Here is a 16,346-nt window from a genome sequence, read left to right as displayed (position 1 = left end):
CGTCGTCGCGCCATGCCCGGGACGACGGATTTGACGTGCCGGGACGGCGTCGAGTATTCGGAATTGCACATGTGGATAACTTGTGGATGAATCTCGTCGGCCGGGGGTCCCGATCCCCATCCGCATCCCCGCCCTGTGGATAACCCGTCGAGGAGCGGATCGGGCGGTCCCCCTCCGATCCCACGGTTTCCGCAGGAAATCCACATGTCACACGCGTGTAGTTCCCTTGTCCCGTCAGGAATCCCCAGAGTTATCCACAGTATCCACAGTTGTTAACACCGTTAACGAGTTAACCCGAATGAGGTGGCTCGATCACCTCGGGGAGGCATGTGGGGGACGCCGCGCGGACGTGTCATTCCCGCTCCGCCGAAGCGGTTATCTTTCGCGCGCGCGAGCGCGCGCGACCACGCCCGGACGCCTCTGTCCCTGCGTCCAAGGTTCCGGAATCGGCATGTGTGCGGCTGGACTCGTGGCATAGCATGGGAGCCCGTGGCGTGCGCCATGAGGCGGCGACAGCCGTGGGACAACGACGAAGGAGCGACCGTGAAGTTCCAGGTCAACCGGGATGTGTTCAGCGAAGCCGTGTCCTTCGTCGTGAAACTGCTGCCGCAGCGCAACCCGCAGCCGATCCTCGCGGGCGTGCTGATCGAGGCGGACGAGAACGGTCTCACCCTGTCGGCCTTCGACTACGAGGCCTCCGCCCGCACGACCATCGAGGCCACCGTCGACGAGCCGGGCACGATCCTGGTGCACGGGCGCCTGCTGTCCGACATCGCCAGCCGCCTGCCGAACGCCCCCATCGAGATCGCGGTCGAGGAGGACGGCGGGGTCGCCGTGCGCTGCGGTTCGGCCCGCTTCACCCTCGCGGCGATGCCGGTCGAGGAGTACCCCTCGATCCCCGAGGTCTCCGGGACGTCCGGCGTGGTGCCGGCCGAGGACTTCGGGACCGCGATCGCGCAGGTCGCGTTCGCCGCCTCGCGCGACGACGTGACCCCGGTGCTGACGGGTGTGCAGCTCGAGGTCAGCGGCCAGCAGCTCAGTCTCGTCGCCACCGACCGGTACCGCGTGTCGCTGCGCGACGTCCCGTGGGACGGCGAGTCGGCCGAGCAGACGGCGCTCGTCCCCGCCCGAACGCTGCAGGAGGTCGGGAAGACCTTCGGCCACGCCGGCACCATCCAGATCTCGTTCTCCGGAGCGGGCGATCGCGAGATCATCGCGTTCACCGCCGGCAACAAGACCGTCACCTCGCTGCTCATCAAGGGGAACTTCCCGCCGGTGCGACGCCTGTTCCCCGAGCAGACCGAGCACCACGCCGTCGTGAACACCGCCGACCTCACCGAGGCGGTGCGCCGTGTCGCCCTGGTGCTGGACCGGTCGGCGCCGCTGCGGTTCACCTTCTCGAGCGACACCGTCACGATGGACGCCTCGGGCAGCGAGCAGGCACGGGCATCCGAGTCGGTCGACGCCCACCTGCTCGGGGAGGACGTCACGCTCGGCCTCAACCCGCAGTACCTGCTGGAGGCGCTCGGCGCGGTGAAGAGCGAGTTCGTGCGGGTGACCTTCACCTCCTCGGACAACGCCAACAAGCTCAGCCCGGTCCTGATCACGAGCCAGACCTCCGTCGACCAGGCGGGCCTGGACTCGTTCAAGTACCTCCTCCAGCCGAACCTCCTGCTGCGCTGATGTCCGGGCCGGCCCCGGTCGGCCTCGAGCCGATCACCCCGGCCACGGCCGTGCGGATCCTTTCGCGCGACGAGCGCCCGGGCGACCGCTGGCACCCCCAGTACCCCTTCGAGGACGAACGGGATCCGTTGCAGATGCTCGTCCGGGACCCGGATCCGGATCCGGTGTTCACGCTCTACGTCATCCGGGACGAGACCGGCGTCGCCGTCGGCGGGTTCGGCTTCTTCGGTCCCCCGGACGAGACCGGGACGGTGGAGTTCGGATACGGACTGGTGCCCGCGGCCCGGGGACGAGGGCGGGCGACCGGCGCGGTGACCGCGGGTCTGAGGATCGCGTCGGCCCACGGCGCGCTCCGTGCGATCGCGGACACCGCCGAGGACAACGTCGCATCCCTTCGGGTGCTGGCGAAGGCGGGGATGATCGAGACCGCGCGACGCGCGGGGACGGTGTTCTTCTCCCGCGAGCTCTCCGCAGGCGTCCGCTGACACCCGCGCGGAAGGGACGTCGGACCCGAAAGGTAAGGTTGCTCGCGTGATCGTGGAGCACCTGAACCTCAAGGACTTCCGCAATTACGCCACCGCCGACCTGACTCTGCACCGCGGCCCGAACGTCCTCGTCGGCCGCAACGGCCAGGGCAAGACCAACCTCGCCGAGGCGATCGTCTTCCTCGCCACCCTCGGCTCGCATCGGGTCTCGTCGGATGCCCCCATGGTGCGTGACGGCGAGGAGGCCGCGTTCGTCCGCGCCCGGCTCGCCCATGGCGCGCGCACCGTGCTCGTGGAGGTGCAGATCAATCGCACAGGCTCCAACCGCGCTCGGATCAACGGCTCGCCGGGGCGCACCGCGGACCTGCCGCGTTACGCGCATGTCGTCCTGTTCGCGCCGGAGGATCTGCAGATCGTCCGCGGGGACCCGTCGTCACGTCGCCGTTTCGCGGACCAGCTGCTCACCCAGCGCACGCCGCGGATGGCCGCCGTGCTCGGCGACTACGACCGGGTCCTGCGTCAGCGCACGGCGCTGCTGAAGTCCGCCCGAGCCCGCGGGGTCCGCGGCGACGGGCTGTCCACCCTCGACGTGTGGGACGACAAGCTCGTCGCCCTCGGATCCGAGATCATCGACGCGCGCACCCGGCTGGCCGCCGATCTCCAGCCCCCGCTCACCGAGGCGTACGCCGCGATCGCGGGTGAGGACCACCGTCCCACGCTCCACTGGGCCCAGTCCATTCGCGGCGGGGATCCCGAGGAGGGAGTCGGGGGCGACGCCGAGGGCGGCGGCGGATCCGACGCCACCGCGGAGCTGTTCCGTGCGGCCCTGGCCGACAAGCGCGCGTCCGAGCTCGAGCGCGGGCTCACCCTCGTCGGCCCGCACCGGGACGACCTGATCATGCGCGTGCGGGACCTGCCGGTGAAGGGCTACGCCTCGCACGGCGAGTCGTGGTCCGTGGCATTGAGCCTGCGTCTCGCCTCCGCGGAGCTGCTGCGTCGCGAGTCCCCGGCGGGCGATCCGGTCCTGATCCTCGACGACGTGTTCGCGGAGCTCGACGCCGAGCGCCGTCGCCGGCTCGCGGGGATCACCGCCGGCTACGAACAGGTCCTCGTCACGGCTGCGGTCGAGGCGGACATCCCGGATGTGCTGCACCGCCATGTCGTGCGGATCCATGCGGGTACCATCACGGACGAGCGCGAGGCGTCTGACGGGTCGCTCGACGTTTCGTCTCGCTCCGCTCGCTCAACGACCGAGGCCTCCGCTCGCTCGACGACCGAGGCCTCCGCTCGCTCGACGACCGAGGCCTCCGCTGGCTCGACGACCGATGGGGAGGAGACGGATGGCTGATCTCGACGCCCGCGTCCCGGAGACGGTCGCCACCTACCTCCGCCTGCGCGGTCTCCAGCCCAGTTCGAGCACCTGGAAGCGCAAGAAGCGCCTCGTCGTCGACGACGACAACGCGCCGTTCACGCCCGGCCGGGACCCGGGGACCCTCGGCGACGTCCTCGCGAAGCTCAGCAAGGACTCCGGATGGGAGACGACCCTGAGCCGGGAGGACCTCGTCCGGCAGTGGGGAGAGCTCGCCGGGCCCGACACGGCGAAGCACTCGGAGCCGGTCTCGCTCGAGGGGGGTCTGCTGACGGTGAAGTGCGACTCCACGGCGTGGGCGAAGAACCTCCAGTACATGCGCGCCGTCATCGTCACCGAGATCGGCCGCCGCTACCCGGAGGCCGGCGTCGAGAACATCCGCTTCGTCGGGCCGGACGTCCCCTCGTGGAAATGGGGTCCCAGAGCCGTTCCAGGGCGGGGTCCGCGCGATACCTACGGCTGAGGCACGATCCATCCCGTTCCCGAAGGATTCAGACGCGCAGAAGGCCGTACAGCCAGCATCGGCGATCGATCCGCGATAGGATGGGGATCTAGATTTCGATGTGGAGCCTGCCTTCCGATGACGCCTGAAACCCCCTCCGACGAGAACGAGTCGAACCCGACCCCGTCGCCCCAGAACGCAGGGGGTTCCCAGACCCCGGACGCACCGCCCTCCGCCGAGTACGGCGCCGATTCGATCCAGATCCTCGAGGGTCTGGAGGCGGTGCGCAAGCGCCCCGGCATGTACATCGGGTCCACGGGACCGCGCGGTCTGCATCACCTGGTCTACGAGATCGTCGACAACTCCGTCGACGAGGCGCTGGCGGGCTACGCCGACACCATCGTGGTGACCCTGCTGGCCGACGGCGGCGTGCGGGTGGTCGACAACGGCCGCGGCATCCCGGTGGATCCGCACTCGTCCGATCCGACGAAGTCCACCGTCGAGGTCGTCCTCACGATCCTGCACGCGGGCGGCAAGTTCGGCGGCGGCGCCTATGCGGTCTCCGGCGGCCTGCACGGCGTCGGATCCTCCGTCGTGAACGCGCTGTCGACGCGCTTCGACGTGGAGGTCAAGCAGAAGGGCTTCGTCTGGCGGCACCGCTTCGCCGACGGCGGCGCCCCGCAGCAGAAGCTGGAGAAGGGCGAGGCGACCGAGGAGACCGGGACGAGCATCTCGTTCTGGCCCGACCCCGCCATCTTCCAGGAGACGGTGGAGTTCGACTACGACACGCTGCGCACCCGCTTCCAGCAGATGGCGTTCCTGAACAAGGGGCTGCGCATCGAGCTGCTGGACGAGCGCGAGGGCTCCACGGTCGAGGAGGAGGTGGACGGCACCGTCGTCACGCGCCAGCGCGCGGACGTCTTCCTCTACGAGCGCGGCCTCGTCGACTACGTCGAATACCTGAACCACGTCCGCAAGGCCGAGGTGGTCAACGACGAGATCATCGCGTTCGAGTCCGAGGACACGACGCGGAAGATCTCGCTCGAGGTCGCCATGCAGTGGACGACCGGGTACACCGAGAACGTCTTCACCTACGCGAACACGATCAACACGCACGAGGGCGGCACGCACGAGGAGGGGTTCCGCGCGGCGCTCACGACGCTCGTCAACCGCTACGCGCGCGCCAACAACATCCTCAAGGAGAAGGACGACAACCTCACCGGCGACGATGTCCGCGAGGGGCTGACCGCCGTCATCTCGATCAAGCTCGGCGAGCCGCAGTTCGAGGGACAGACCAAGACGAAGCTCGGCAACACCGAGGCGAAGGCCTTCACGCAGAAGGTCGTCGGCGAGGAGCTCGGCGACTGGTTCGACCGGAACCCCAAGCAGGCCAAGAACGTCGTGACCAAGGCGGTCGAGGCGGCGACGGCTCGTCTCGCCGCCCGCAAGGCGCGCGAGACCGCGCGGCGCAAGAGCGTCTTCGAGTCCACCTCGATGCCGGACAAGCTCAAGGACTGCACGTCCAAGGACCCGTCGATCAGCGAGATCTTCCTCGTCGAGGGGGACTCGGCCGGCGGCTCGGCGGTGCAGGGGCGCGACCCGCACACGCAGGCGATCCTGGCGCTGCGCGGCAAGATCCTGAACGTCGAGCGTGCGCGGCTGGACAAGGCCCTCGCCAACAAGGAGGTCCAGGCCATGATCCAGGCCTTCGGGACCGGGATCGGCGAGGACTTCGACCTGGAGAAGGCGCGCTATCACAAGATCGTGCTCATGGCCGATGCGGACGTCGACGGCCAGCACATCACCACGCTGCTGCTCACCCTGCTGTTCCGCTACATGCGCGGTCTCATCGAGGCCGGCTTCGTGTTCCTCGCGATGCCGCCGCTGTACCGGCTCAAGTGGTCGAACTCCCCGCACGAGTACGTCTACTCGGACGCCGAGCGCGACGCCCTGTTGAAGGACGGCGCCGCGAACGGCAAGCGTCTGCCCAAGGACGCCGGCGTGCAGCGGTACAAGGGTCTGGGCGAGATGAACGCCAAGGAGCTGTGGGAGACCACGATGGACCACACGACGCGGACGCTGCGCCAGGTGACCATCGACGACGCCGCGGCCGCCGACGAGATCTTCAGCGTGCTGATGGGCGAGGACGTCGAGTCGCGGCGCAGCTTCATCCAGCGCAACGCCAAGGACGTCCGCTTCCTCGACATCTGATGAGCGTTTCGTCTCGCTTCGCTCGCTCAACGACCGGAAATTGAAGAAGACACACACATGACTGACGAAGAACGTCCCGAGCCGTACCACGAGCACGGCAAGATCGACCAGGTCGATCTGCAGTCCGAGATGCAGCGGTCGTACCTCGACTACGCGATGGCGGTCATCGTGGGCCGGGCGCTGCCCGACGTACGTGACGGGCTCAAGCCCGTGCACCGTCGCGTCATCTACGGCATGTACGACGGCGGGTTCCGGCCGGACAAGTCGTTCTCGAAGTGCGCCCGCGTCGTCGGCGAGGTGATGGGGCAGTACCACCCGCACGGCGACTCGGCGATCTACGACGCCCTCGTCCGTCTCGTGCAGCCGTGGTCGATGCGCTACCCGCTCGCGCTGGGGCAGGGCAACTTCGGCTCCCCGGGCAACATGGGAGCTGCGGCCCCTCGGTACACCGAGACGAAGATGGCTCCCCTCGCGCTGGAGATGGTGCGGGACATCGAAGAGGAGACCGTCGACTTCTCGGACAACTACGACGGGCAGACCCAGGAGCCGGACGTCCTGCCGGCCCGCTTCCCGAACCTCCTGGTCAACGGGTCCGTCGGCATCGCGGTCGGAATGGCCACGAACATCCCGCCGCACAACCTCCGCGAGGTGGCCGATGCCGCGCTGTGGGCGATGGACAACCCCGACCTGCCGCGCGAGGAGCTGCTGGACGGACTGATCCGGCGCGTTCCGGGCCCGGACTTCCCGACCGGAGCACAGATCCTCGGCACCAAGGGGATCCACGAGGCGTACCGCACGGGACGCGGTTCCATCACGATGCGCGCCGTCGTCGGGGTCGAGGAGATCCAGGGCCGCACGTGCCTGGTCATCACCGAGCTCCCGTACCAGGTGAACCCCGACAACCTGGCCGTGAAGATCGGTGACCTCGCCCGCGAGGGCAAGATCAACGGGATCGCCGACATCCGCGACGAGACCAGCGATCGCACCGGTCAGCGCCTCGTGATCGTGCTCAAGCGCGACGCGGTGGCGAAGGTCGTGCTGAACAACCTCTACAAGCACACGCAGCTGCAGGAGAACTTCGGCGCGAACATGCTCGCGATCGTGGACGGCGTGCCGCGGACGCTCGCGCTGGACGGGTTCATCACCCACTGGATCGACCACCAGATCGACGTCATCGTCCGCCGCACGAAGTTCCGGCTGCGCAAGGCCGAGGAGCGGATGCACATCCTGCGCGGGTACCTCAAGGCGCTCGACGCGCTCGACGAGGTCATCGCGCTGATCCGCCGCTCCCCCACCGTCGACGACGCGCGCGAGGGCCTGAAGTCCCTGCTGGAGATCGATGACATCCAGGCCGATGCGATCCTGCAGATGCAGCTGCGTCGCCTCGCGGCGCTGGAACGCCAGAAGATCATCGACGAGGCCACCGAGCTCGAGGCCCAGATCGCGGAGTACAAGGAGATCATCGCGGACCCGGCGCGGCAGCGCACGATCATCCGCGAGGAGCTCACCGCTATCGTCGACCGCTTCGGCGACGAGCGACGCACGCACATCCTGCACGGCTTCGACGGCGACATGTCGATGGAGGACCTGATCCCCGAGGAGGAGATGGTCGTCACCGTCACGCGGGAGGGATACGTCAAGCGGACCCGCAGCGACAACTACCGGTCGCAGCACCGCGGCGGCAAGGGCGTGAAGGGCGCGCAGCTGCGCTCGGACGACGTCGTGGAGCACTTCTTCGTGACCACTACGCACCACTGGCTGCTGTTCTTCACGGACAAGGGCCGGGTGTACCGCGCGAAGGCCTACGAGATCCCCGAGGCCGGCCGCGACGCCAAGGGCCAGCACGTGGCGAACCTCCTCGCGCTCCAGCCGGAGGAGAAGATCGCGCAGATCCTCGACATCCGCGACTACGCCGCCGCCGAGTACCTCGTGCTCGCGACCCGACAGGGTCTGGTGAAGAAGAGCCGGCTCACGGACTACGACACCAACCGCCAGGGCGGGGTCATCGCGATCCGCCTGCGGGAGGAGGATGAGCTGGTCAGCGCGTTCCTCTCGGACGCGGTCGACGACATCCTGCTCATCAGCCGGATGGGCATGTCGCTGCGCTTCCACGCGACCGACGAGGCGCTGCGACCGATGGGCCGTGCGACCGAGGGCGTCAAGGGGATGCGGTTCCGCGAGGGCGACAGCCTGCTGTCGGCGTCCCTCGTCGACGACGACAGCTTCGTCTTCGTGGTGACCGACGGCGGGTACGCCAAGCGCACGGCCGTGGACGAGTACCGGGTCCAGGGACGCGGCGGACAGGGCATCAAGGTCGCCAAGCTCAACGACGATCGGGGGGTCCTCGCGGGCGGTCTCATCGTCTCCGAGGACGACGAGGTCTTGGTGGTTCTTGCCAGCGGCAAGGTGGTACGCTCTGCCGTGGCCGAGGTGCCGGCGAAGGGACGCGACACGATGGGTGTCGTCTTCGCCCGGACCGGGGACGATGATCGGATCCTCGCGATCGCCCGGAACACCGAACGCGGCCTGGCCGAAGCGGAAGATCCTGAAGGCGCGGACACCGCGGACGCCGACACACAGACCCCCCAGGAGAGTGCGGACGAATGAGCACGGTAGCGGACAAGCTGGCGAAGAAGTCGTCGAAGAAGACCACCGGGAAGCAGGTTCGCCTGCGCCTGGTCTACGTCGACTTCTGGTCGGCCGTGAAGCTGTCGTTCCTCGGCGCGGTCGCGATCGCGATCGTGACGATCGTGTCGTTCTTCCTTATGTACCTCATCGTGCAGGCCACCGGGCTCGTGGGCAAGGCGGACGAGATCGTCAGCGGCTTCTCGGACGGACAGATCTCGCTCACGCAGGTCCTGGGCCTGCCGCAGGTCATGGCGTTCGGCTCTGTCGTCGCGATCCTGAACCTCGTCGTGTTCACCGTGCTCGGCGCGATCATCGCCGGGATCTACAACCTCGCGGTCAAGGTCACCGGCGGGCTGCTCGTCGGATTCACCTCCAGCTGATCCACTGATCCGCGTCCGATGCCCCGCGCTCCCTCGAGCGCGGGGCATCGTCGTCTCCGCACACCGGTCGTGCCGATCCCCGCCACGACGATCTACACGACGCCGGTCGTGCCGAGCAGCGTCCCGATCGCCCAGGTCGCGGCCAGCGCGAGCGCACCGCCGATCACGAGGCGGATCGAGGCGCGGAGGGATGAGGCCCCGCCGATCCGCGCCGACACGGTGCCGGTGATCGCGAGGGCGAGCAGGACGGCGACGAAGGTCACCGGGACCCGCCACTCGGCAGGCGGCAGCAGGATCGCGAGAAGCGGCAGCAGGGCGCCGAGCGTGAAGGCGACCGCGGACGAGATGGCGGCGTGCCACGGGTTGACCAGGTCGTCCTGATCGATCCCGAGCTCGACCTCGAGGTGGGCGGACAAGGCGTCGTGCGCGGTGAGCTCAGTGGCGACCTGTCGGGCGGTGGCTTCGGAGAGACCACGACGGCGGTAGAGCCCGGCGAGCTCCTCCAGCTCCTCCTCGGGCATGGTCCGCAGCTCGTGACGCTCCTTGGCGATGAGCGCCCTCTCCGTGTCGCGCTGGCTGCTCACCGAGACGTACTCGCCGAGCGCCATGGAGATCGCGCCGCCCACCAGTCCGGCGACCCCGGCGGTGAGGAGCGCGGCGTTGTCGGTCGTCGCGCCGGCGACGCCGACGACGAGCGAGGCGACCGAGACGATGCCGTCGTTCGCTCCGAGCACCCCGGCGCGGAGCCAGTTCAGCTTCTGGCCCAGTCCGGTGCCGTGGGGTTCCCCGTCGTGCGACGGCGCCTCGTCGATCCCGCTCATGCGTCCTCCTCCTCGCTCATGCGTCCTTCTCTCCGACGTGTCCATCATGGCCCCGCCGACCGACACCCGTCTCCCCCGCGTCGAGTGGTCAGTTTCTGTGGGTTCCGCGCCCGCCAACCCACAGAAACTGACCACTCGACGGACGGGGAGGGGGATGCCGCGCGGGGACGGTAGGGAAACCCCGAAGCGAGGCATCCGGATGCCCCCGTTACGAGGGGAAGCCGCCCCCCGTAGCGTGGATGCCATGACCACGAATCCGTCCTCCGACCCGGCCGCCACGGTGCCGACGTCCCCCACGCCCGGGACCCCCGCGGCGCCGACCCCGCCGGGCCCGGCCGACGCGCACGCTCCGCTTGTCCCCCCGACTCCCCCGACCGCGGCGGCGAGTGCACCGGCTGCCGCGGCGGCGCCCACGGCTGCGGTCCCGCCGGCCGCGCCGGTGCCCCCGACCGCGACGATTCCCCCGGCCGCGCCGGTGCCCGCGGCGAAGGCGGAGCGCCGGGCCGTGCCGCTGCGGCTCGCCCTCACCACGCTGGAGCTCGCTGCGCTGGGCATCGTGGGATCCGGGATCGTCGCGATCCTCGGCGGGCTGCTCGCCACCGGCGTCGGCCTCCTCTTCCTCTTCGGCGTCGGGGCGCTGCTGCTCGTGGGCCTGGTCTACGCCCTCTACGGGGTGGCCTGGTTCGAGACCGCTCGCGTGGACGACCTCTACCGTCTCGGCATCCCGTCGCTGCGCCTGCGTCGATCCGGCCAGCCCGGCTTCGGCGGCTGGCTGCGCTCCCTCGGACGACAGGCGACCGACGGTCGGATGTGGCGGGCCCTGGCGAACTTCGCCATCGCGTGCATGCTCGGCGCGATCGTCCTGCGTCTGTTCACGTGGTTCGGCTGGTCGGTCGTGACGGCGTTCGCCCCGCTGTTCACCAGCGGTGAGGCGGACACGGGGTGGGGCGCTCGCTACCCGGTCGCCTGGGCGCCGGTCATCGGCATCCTCGGCGTGCTGGCGTCGCTCGCGGGGATCTGGGGCCTGGCGCTGCTGCACCGGGTCATCGCCAGAGCGATCGTGGGCGGTCCCTCGCGCGAGGCCGTGCTGACCGAGCAGGTCCGCACGACCAGCGCCCAGCGCGCCGGCGCCGTGCGCGCCGCGGACGTGGAGCGCACCCGGATCGAACGGGATCTCCACGACGGCGTCCAGCCGCGTCTCGTCTCGGTCGGGATGACGCTCGGCATGGCGCAGCAGAAGATCGACACGGATCCGACGGCGGCGAAGGCGCTGATCGAGGAGGCGCACACCTCCACCAAGGCCGCCATCACCGAGCTGCGCCAGCTCGCCCGCGGGATCCATGCGTCGGTGCTCGACGACCGCGGCCTCGACGCCGCGCTGTCGGCGCTCGCCGGCCGGTCGCACATCCCCGTGATGCTGGACGTGCGCATGGACGGCCGATGCAGCCGCGACGCCGAGGCTGCGGTGTACTTCGCGATCGCGGAGTCGCTCACCAACGCCGCGAAGCACTCGCGGGCCAGCGAGTGCCGGGTGGTCGTTCGGGTCCGCGACGGCGGCGTCCTGTGGGCGCGGGTCGAGGACAACGGCATGGGCGGCGCGCGCGTCACCCCCGGCGGTGGCCTCGACGGGATCTCGAACCGCGTGCTCGCGGCCGGCGGGTCCGTCCGGCTGGACAGCCCGGTCGGCGGCCCGACGAGCCTGGAGGTGAGCGTCCCATGCGCATCCTGATCTGCGAGGACTCGGTCCTGCTGCGGGAGGGCCTCGCCCGCCTCCTGGAGGATGCCGGCCACGACGTGGTCGCCGCCCTCCCCGACGCCACCGCGCTGGACGAGACCGTCGATCGCACCGACCCCGAGCTCTGCATCCTCGACGTGCGGCTCCCGCCCACGTTCGTGGACGAGGGGATCCGCGCGGCGCTCGCCCTCCGGCGGCGCCTGCCCCGGCTTCCGCTCCTCGTGCTCTCGCAGTACGTGGAGGAGCGGTACGCGAGCGACTTGATCATCGCGCAGACGGGCTCCGGTCCCTCGGCGCCGGGACCTCTGGGCTACCTGCTGAAGGACCGCGTCGCCGACGTGTCGGACTTCATCGAGTCGGTCGAGCGGATCGCGGCGGGGGCCACGGTCCTGGATCCCGAGGTGGTGGCGCAGCTGCTCACCCGACGCAATCAGGACGACCGCATGCGTACCCTCACCGAGCGCGAGCGCACCGTGCTCGCCCTCATCGCCGAGGGGAAGTCCAATCAGGCGATCGCGGGCCTGCTCTTCCTCTCCGAGGCGAGCGTGGAGAAGCACATCACCGCCATCTTCCAGAAGCTCGGGCTGGAGCCCGACGAGTCCGGCAACCGCCGTGTGCTCGCGGCCATCGCCCACATCGAGAACAGCGCCGGCCTTCCGGCACCGGCTCCGCAGACCAGACAGACGGGAACGACACGATGAACACCACCCCGAACACGCCCCCTCCCGCCGGACACGACGCGAGCGCGTCGGGCCCGGGCACGCCCGCCGGTCCTGCTGCGCCCTCGGGCGGTTCCGGCGCCGGTCGCGCCATCACGATCGTGGCCGCGATCGTCGGCGGCATCGCTCTGCTCGGAGCAGGCGGCGGCGCCGCCTTCGCCGCCACCGGCCAGTTCCGGCCCGCGGGGTCGGCCCACGGTCTCACGGCCCCGATCGACGGGATCACGGACCTCGAGGTCGACGCCGGCGGAGCGGACGTCACGGTGCGCTTCGGCGACGTGACCGATGCCGAGCTCCGGGTGGACGGCCGATCCCCCGGCGAGTGGGAGATGCGTCGCGACGAGGACACCCTCCGCGTGAACGGCCCGAACGGACGATGGGGGTGGTGGGGATGGTGGGGCAGCTGGAGCACCGACGACGTGGTCGTCGTGCTCACGCTGCCGGAGCAGCTGGAGGGGCGCCTCGATGCGGATCTCCAGCTCTCGGCCGGATCCCTGACCGCCAGCGGCGACTTCCGTGAGCTGGATCTCGAGCTCGGTGCCGGCGCCATGACGGTGGACGGGTCGGCGACATCGGTCTCCGCGCAGATCTCGGCGGGTCGGGCCGATCTCACGCTGGACGGCGTGCGCGAAGCCGACCTCACGATGTCGGCCGGTCGTCTCGAGGCCGAGCTCACCGGATCCCAGCCCGACGAGGTCTCTCTCGACGCCACGGCGGGGTCCATGACCGTGACCCTTCCGCAGGGCGCGTACGCGGTCGATCAGGAGGTGGCCGCGGGCAGCTTCGACAACGGTCTGCAGACCAGCGCGTCGGCGCGGAGCGTCGTCACGGTGCAGGTCGCGGCGGGCAGCATCAGCGTCCGCGAAGGCCGCTGACCGCGGCGGCGCGCGACGGTTCGGCCCGGGGACGACGGCTTCCGTCCCCGGGCCCGCTGCGACCCGACGCCGATTTCGTGATCGCGGCGGGATCCGGTAAAGTCTTGGAGGTTGATGCGGGGCTATAGCTCAGGCGGTTAGAGCGCTTCACTGATAATGAAGAGGTCCCAGGTTCAAGTCCTGGTAGCCCCACCACACACAACTGAACACCCGCAGGATCCGTCGGATCCCGTTCGGGGCCTTAGCTCAGTTGGTAGAGCGCTTGCTTTGCAAGCAAGATGTCAGGAGTTCGAATCTCCTAGGCTCCACAGTCCGCAAGAACTGTCTTAACTGCGTCGCCGTGGCACGGTTCTCGCGTCTCGTGAGTCGCTGGTCGGGACTCTGGTCGCTTACCGATCGAAGACGAACCGCAGTTGCCCGTCGTCCAGGTACCGGATCGTGACCTCCTCGCCCGCTCTCACCGCCTGCATACGATGCGCTCCGATCGTCTCCGTGCCCTCGACCCGCCGAACCCTTCCGCCCTCGCTCCACGACAGGCGGTATCGGACCGTGACGGAACTGCTGTCGTTGCGCGCGACGACGCGGGCCTCCTCGACGAGGACTCGCACGTCGCGCCCTTCCGCCTGGATCCGGCGATCCTGGACGACGAGCCAGACGACCCATGCGAGCCCGACGGTGCCCGTGATGAGGGCGATGATCACTCCGACCGTCATACGCGCCTCGCCTCCCCGTCGACGTCGGTCCTCAGTGTAGGCGGGCACGAAGCGCGGAGCTCTCGGCGCCGCCTCGTCAGCGGACCAGGGAGAGGATGGCCACGACGCTCCTTCGCGGAATTCTGCGCCGTGCTCGACGTCCTCGTGGCGATCGTTGTCCTCGGTGAGGAGATCTCTGGTTGGAACACCGAGTTGCCGGGCGAGGCAGTGATGAACAGGTCGACAGGTCGACGCCGGCGACGCGAATCGCACCGGTCCTGGAGTCAGCCTCCCACCCGTTACGCGTTGATCCCTGACGAGTAGGATCCAAGCCCGTTCGGGCCCGAGCGCGAAGTGCTGTTCTTCGACTAGCCGTTGCTCCCTGAACGGGCGGCACAGGTCAAAACTGCTCAACTCTGGGCTCCCCACAACGATAAGATCGCGCGCCTGCCGAAAGTTATCGGTGAGATGACGAACCTCACCTCTCTGACGATCAGCGGCGGGAGCACCGAGCCGTCGCTGGTGAGTGATCTGCACACCGGCGATCTGCCCGAGTCGTTGGAGAAACTGCGCATTCTGGATGAGTACGGACGCGTGGTCGGATGTGCAGCTGCCTCGCCTGCTGACCTCAGGCGACGATCGGCTCGGCCGCGAATTGCGGCGGATCGACGGATCGTCAAGCGTTTCCTGCTGTAGGCCGATGAGGTAGCGCCTGCTCGGCGGGTGGGTGCAGAGGTCGATGGCCCGTTCGAACTGCTCTTCAGGAGCTCCAGAATCGCGGAGCAATGCGGCGCGCGTCGCGTGGTACGGCTGAAAGGGCCGGCGCTCTTGTTCATGTCGGGGTCCTATCCGGCGGTGCTCCGTGCGGCGGGTCGGCGGACGCGGGATGCGGCGGCGGTCACGAGTCCGACCGCGACCGCGACGAACGGCACCCACAGGGCCCGGGCGTAGTCGGCGTCGGAGGCGGAACCGCCACCGGCGGCGAGCACGATGGTGGCGACCGAGACGCCGAGCGCCGCCCCGAACTGGAAGCCGGTGTAGACGATCCCGCCGGCGACGCCGTGGCGATCCGGCTCCACCCCCTCCACGGCGGCGGCCGTGAGAGGCCCGTACACCAGGGCGAACGCGACCCCGATCAGGAGGAGCGACGGCAGTAGGTCGAGGAAGCCGGACGAGGCGTCGAGGCGCAGCGTGAGCAGGAAGGCGATCGTCATGGAGACGAGACCCGCCGTGAGGGTGGGGAGGTTCCCCCACCGCGCGGCGATCTGTGGCGTGAGCGACGGGGCGATGAGCAGTTCCACGATCATCGCCGCGAAGGCGAGGCCGGTCTCGAGCGGTCCCCATCCCAGGTGCTCCTGCAGGAACAGGGTGAGCAGGAACTGCCAGGCCATGAATCCGCCCATGAAGAGCATTCCGACGGCGCTCATCCAGGGGAGCCGTCCCTGGGTGAACACCCCGGAGGGGACGAGCGGTTCCGGCACGCGCCGCTCGATCACCAGGAACGCGACGAGCAGCAGCACGGAGGCGCCCAGCGCGGACAGCCCGAGAGGATCGCCCGGGTGCTCCCCCACGGTCACGACGCCGAAGATGAAGGACATCATCGCCGCCGTCAGCGTGACGGCGCCGCCGACGTCGAATCGCGCACGTCCGGCGCCGACCGGCTTGTCTTTCCGCGGCACGGCGCGCCACCCGACGACGAGGAAGACGAGAGCGATCGCCGCCGGGACGAAGAACACCCACCGCCACCCGAACGAGGTGATCACGCCTCCGGCGACCACTCCGAGATAGAAGCCGGCGGCGCCGATCGCGCCATAGATCGCCAGCGCCCTGCCACGGCGCGGGCCCTCCGGGAAGCTGGTGGTCAGCAGGCTGAATCCGGCCGGGGTCATGAACCCGGCGGCCGCACCCGTCACCAGGCGCACGAGGATCAGCGCCCACGATTCGTGCGCGAGGCCGCCGAGAAGGGAGAACGCGGCGAACACGCCGAGCGCGACGAGGAAGACCCGCCGCCGTCCGAGGAGGTCCGCGACCCGTCCGCCGAGGATCATGAATCCGCCATATGCGAGGACGTACGCGCTGATGACCCAGTGCGCCGATCCCGTGCCGAGACCGATGTCCGACGCGATGCTCGGAACGGCCACGTTGAGCATCGCGATGTCGATGCCCTCCAGGAACAGCGCGCCGGTGACGACGGCGAGCACTCCCCAGGAGCCTTGTGGGGTGACGGGCGCGGATCCGGTGGGGGTCTTCAGGTCGGTCACGGCTCGCTCCTCGGTCACTCATCGGATCCTGGTTACTCCTTGTAA

General features: G+C 69.4%; 14 protein-coding genes and 2 tRNA genes. 13 read left to right on the top strand and 3 right to left on the bottom strand.

The genetic code is table 11. From position 1 onward, the window contains the following. Nucleotides 1-543: 543 nt before the first annotated feature. From dnaN to V6R91_RS09225, 7 genes are all read left to right on the top strand, one after another. Nucleotides 544-1,683: a DNA polymerase III subunit beta gene (gene dnaN / locus V6R91_RS09255; protein WP_067246237.1), complete on the top strand. Its 1,140-nt coding sequence runs from the start codon at nt 544-546 to the stop codon at nt 1,681-1,683. Next, nucleotides 1,683-2,168, top strand: coding sequence for a GNAT family N-acetyltransferase (locus V6R91_RS09250; protein ID WP_271061633.1), 486 nt, complete (start codon nt 1,683-1,685; stop codon nt 2,166-2,168). The genes dnaN and V6R91_RS09250 overlap by 1 nt, the downstream gene beginning before the upstream one ends. Nucleotides 2,169-2,214: 46 nt before the next feature. Beyond that, nucleotides 2,215-3,516, top strand: coding sequence for a DNA replication/repair protein RecF (gene recF / locus V6R91_RS09245; protein ID WP_336395241.1), 1,302 nt, complete (start codon nt 2,215-2,217; stop codon nt 3,514-3,516). Further along, entirely contained in the window at nt 3,509-4,000 is a 492-nt protein-coding gene (locus tag V6R91_RS09240; protein ID WP_067246249.1) for a DUF721 domain-containing protein, read from the top strand. Before recF ends, V6R91_RS09240 begins: the two co-directional genes overlap by 8 nt. Before the next feature lie 117 nt (nt 4,001-4,117). Further along, the gene (gene gyrB / locus V6R91_RS09235; RefSeq protein WP_336395240.1) at nt 4,118-6,190 is read left to right on the top strand and encodes a DNA topoisomerase (ATP-hydrolyzing) subunit B; all 2,073 of its coding nucleotides are present in this window, start codon (nt 4,118-4,120) and stop codon (nt 6,188-6,190) included. 57 nt (nt 6,191-6,247) lie between these two features. Beyond that, nucleotides 6,248-8,797 carry a DNA gyrase subunit A gene (gyrA, locus tag V6R91_RS09230; RefSeq protein ID WP_067246253.1) on the top strand — a complete coding sequence of 850 codons (2,550 nt, stop codon included), beginning with the start codon at nt 6,248-6,250 and terminating at the stop codon, nt 8,795-8,797. After that, the gene (locus V6R91_RS09225) at nt 8,794-9,198 is read left to right on the top strand and encodes a DUF3566 domain-containing protein (RefSeq protein WP_067246256.1); all 405 of its coding nucleotides are present in this window, start codon (nt 8,794-8,796) and stop codon (nt 9,196-9,198) included. Before gyrA ends, V6R91_RS09225 begins: the two co-directional genes overlap by 4 nt. 92 nt (nt 9,199-9,290) lie before the next feature. Here V6R91_RS09225 and V6R91_RS09220 read toward each other — a convergent pair whose 3' ends face one another. Further along, nucleotides 9,291-10,019 carry a VIT1/CCC1 transporter family protein gene (locus tag V6R91_RS09220; RefSeq protein ID WP_336395239.1) on the bottom strand — a complete coding sequence of 243 codons (729 nt, stop codon included), beginning with the start codon at nt 10,017-10,019 and terminating at the stop codon, nt 9,291-9,293. 244 nt (nt 10,020-10,263) lie between these two features. Here V6R91_RS09220 and V6R91_RS09215 point away from each other — a divergent pair, with 244 nt between their 5' ends. The 5 genes from V6R91_RS09215 to V6R91_RS09195 all read left to right on the top strand — a co-directional run bounded on the left by V6R91_RS09215 (nt 10,264) and on the right by V6R91_RS09195 (nt 13,656). Continuing rightward, the gene (locus V6R91_RS09215) at nt 10,264-11,748 is read left to right on the top strand and encodes a sensor histidine kinase (RefSeq protein WP_336395238.1); all 1,485 of its coding nucleotides are present in this window, start codon (nt 10,264-10,266) and stop codon (nt 11,746-11,748) included. Further along, entirely contained in the window at nt 11,736-12,455 is a 720-nt protein-coding gene (locus V6R91_RS09210; RefSeq protein WP_067250845.1) for a response regulator transcription factor, read from the top strand. Before V6R91_RS09215 ends, V6R91_RS09210 begins: the two co-directional genes overlap by 13 nt. After that, the gene (locus V6R91_RS09205; protein WP_271059835.1) at nt 12,452-13,348 is read left to right on the top strand and encodes a DUF4097 family beta strand repeat-containing protein; all 897 of its coding nucleotides are present in this window, start codon (nt 12,452-12,454) and stop codon (nt 13,346-13,348) included. The genes V6R91_RS09210 and V6R91_RS09205 overlap by 4 nt, the downstream gene beginning before the upstream one ends. A gap of 118 nt (nt 13,349-13,466) precedes the next feature. Then, nucleotides 13,467-13,543: transfer RNA gene (locus V6R91_RS09200), tRNA-Ile, on the top strand. A 40-nt stretch (nt 13,544-13,583) separates the two neighbouring features. Beyond that, nucleotides 13,584-13,656 (top strand) — tRNA-Ala (locus V6R91_RS09195). A gap of 81 nt (nt 13,657-13,737) precedes the next feature. Here V6R91_RS09195 and V6R91_RS09190 read toward each other — a convergent pair. Then, entirely contained in the window at nt 13,738-14,061 is a 324-nt protein-coding gene (locus V6R91_RS09190; protein ID WP_271059836.1) for a DUF3592 domain-containing protein, read from the bottom strand. 447 nt (nt 14,062-14,508) lie between these two features. Here V6R91_RS09190 and V6R91_RS09185 point away from each other — a divergent pair, with 447 nt between their 5' ends. Then, nucleotides 14,509-14,736, top strand: coding sequence for a hypothetical protein (locus tag V6R91_RS09185; protein ID WP_336395237.1), 228 nt, complete (start codon nt 14,509-14,511; stop codon nt 14,734-14,736). Nucleotides 14,737-14,885: 149 nt separating this feature from the next. Here V6R91_RS09185 and V6R91_RS09180 read toward each other — a convergent pair whose 3' ends face one another. Beyond that, nucleotides 14,886-16,301, bottom strand: coding sequence for an MFS transporter (locus V6R91_RS09180; RefSeq protein ID WP_336395236.1), 1,416 nt, complete (start codon nt 16,299-16,301; stop codon nt 14,886-14,888). Between the last annotated feature and the right edge of the window lie 45 nt (nt 16,302-16,346).

The sequence above is a fragment of the Microbacterium sp. CCNWLW41 genome (assembly GCF_037083505.1).
Note: the sequence above shows the minus strand (reverse complement) of the source record. Positions and strands in the feature narration are given on the sequence as shown.

Excerpts from the sequence above, each read along its gene's own strand:
- V6R91_RS09215 (WP_336395238.1), top strand. The coding sequence starts at position 10,264 with ATGACCACGAATCCGTCCTCCGACCCGGCCGCCACGGTGCCGACGTCC.
- V6R91_RS09210 (WP_067250845.1), top strand. The coding sequence starts at position 11,736 with ATGCGCATCCTGATCTGCGAGGACTCGGTCCTGCTGCGGGAGGGCCTC.
- V6R91_RS09250 (WP_271061633.1), top strand. The coding sequence starts at position 1,683 with ATGTCCGGGCCGGCCCCGGTCGGCCTCGAGCCGATCACCCCGGCCACG.
- V6R91_RS09205 (WP_271059835.1), top strand. The coding sequence starts at position 12,452 with ATGAACACCACCCCGAACACGCCCCCTCCCGCCGGACACGACGCGAGC.
- gyrB (WP_336395240.1), top strand. The coding sequence starts at position 4,118 with ATGACGCCTGAAACCCCCTCCGACGAGAACGAGTCGAACCCGACCCCG.
- V6R91_RS09220 (WP_336395239.1), bottom strand. The coding sequence starts at position 10,019 with ATGAGCGGGATCGACGAGGCGCCGTCGCACGACGGGGAACCCCACGGC.
- gyrA (WP_067246253.1), top strand. The coding sequence starts at position 6,248 with ATGACTGACGAAGAACGTCCCGAGCCGTACCACGAGCACGGCAAGATC.
- V6R91_RS09190 (WP_271059836.1), bottom strand. The coding sequence starts at position 14,061 with ATGACGGTCGGAGTGATCATCGCCCTCATCACGGGCACCGTCGGGCTC.
- V6R91_RS09240 (WP_067246249.1), top strand. The coding sequence starts at position 3,509 with ATGGCTGATCTCGACGCCCGCGTCCCGGAGACGGTCGCCACCTACCTC.
- V6R91_RS09225 (WP_067246256.1), top strand. The coding sequence starts at position 8,794 with ATGAGCACGGTAGCGGACAAGCTGGCGAAGAAGTCGTCGAAGAAGACC.
- V6R91_RS09185 (WP_336395237.1), top strand. The coding sequence starts at position 14,509 with ATGACGAACCTCACCTCTCTGACGATCAGCGGCGGGAGCACCGAGCCG.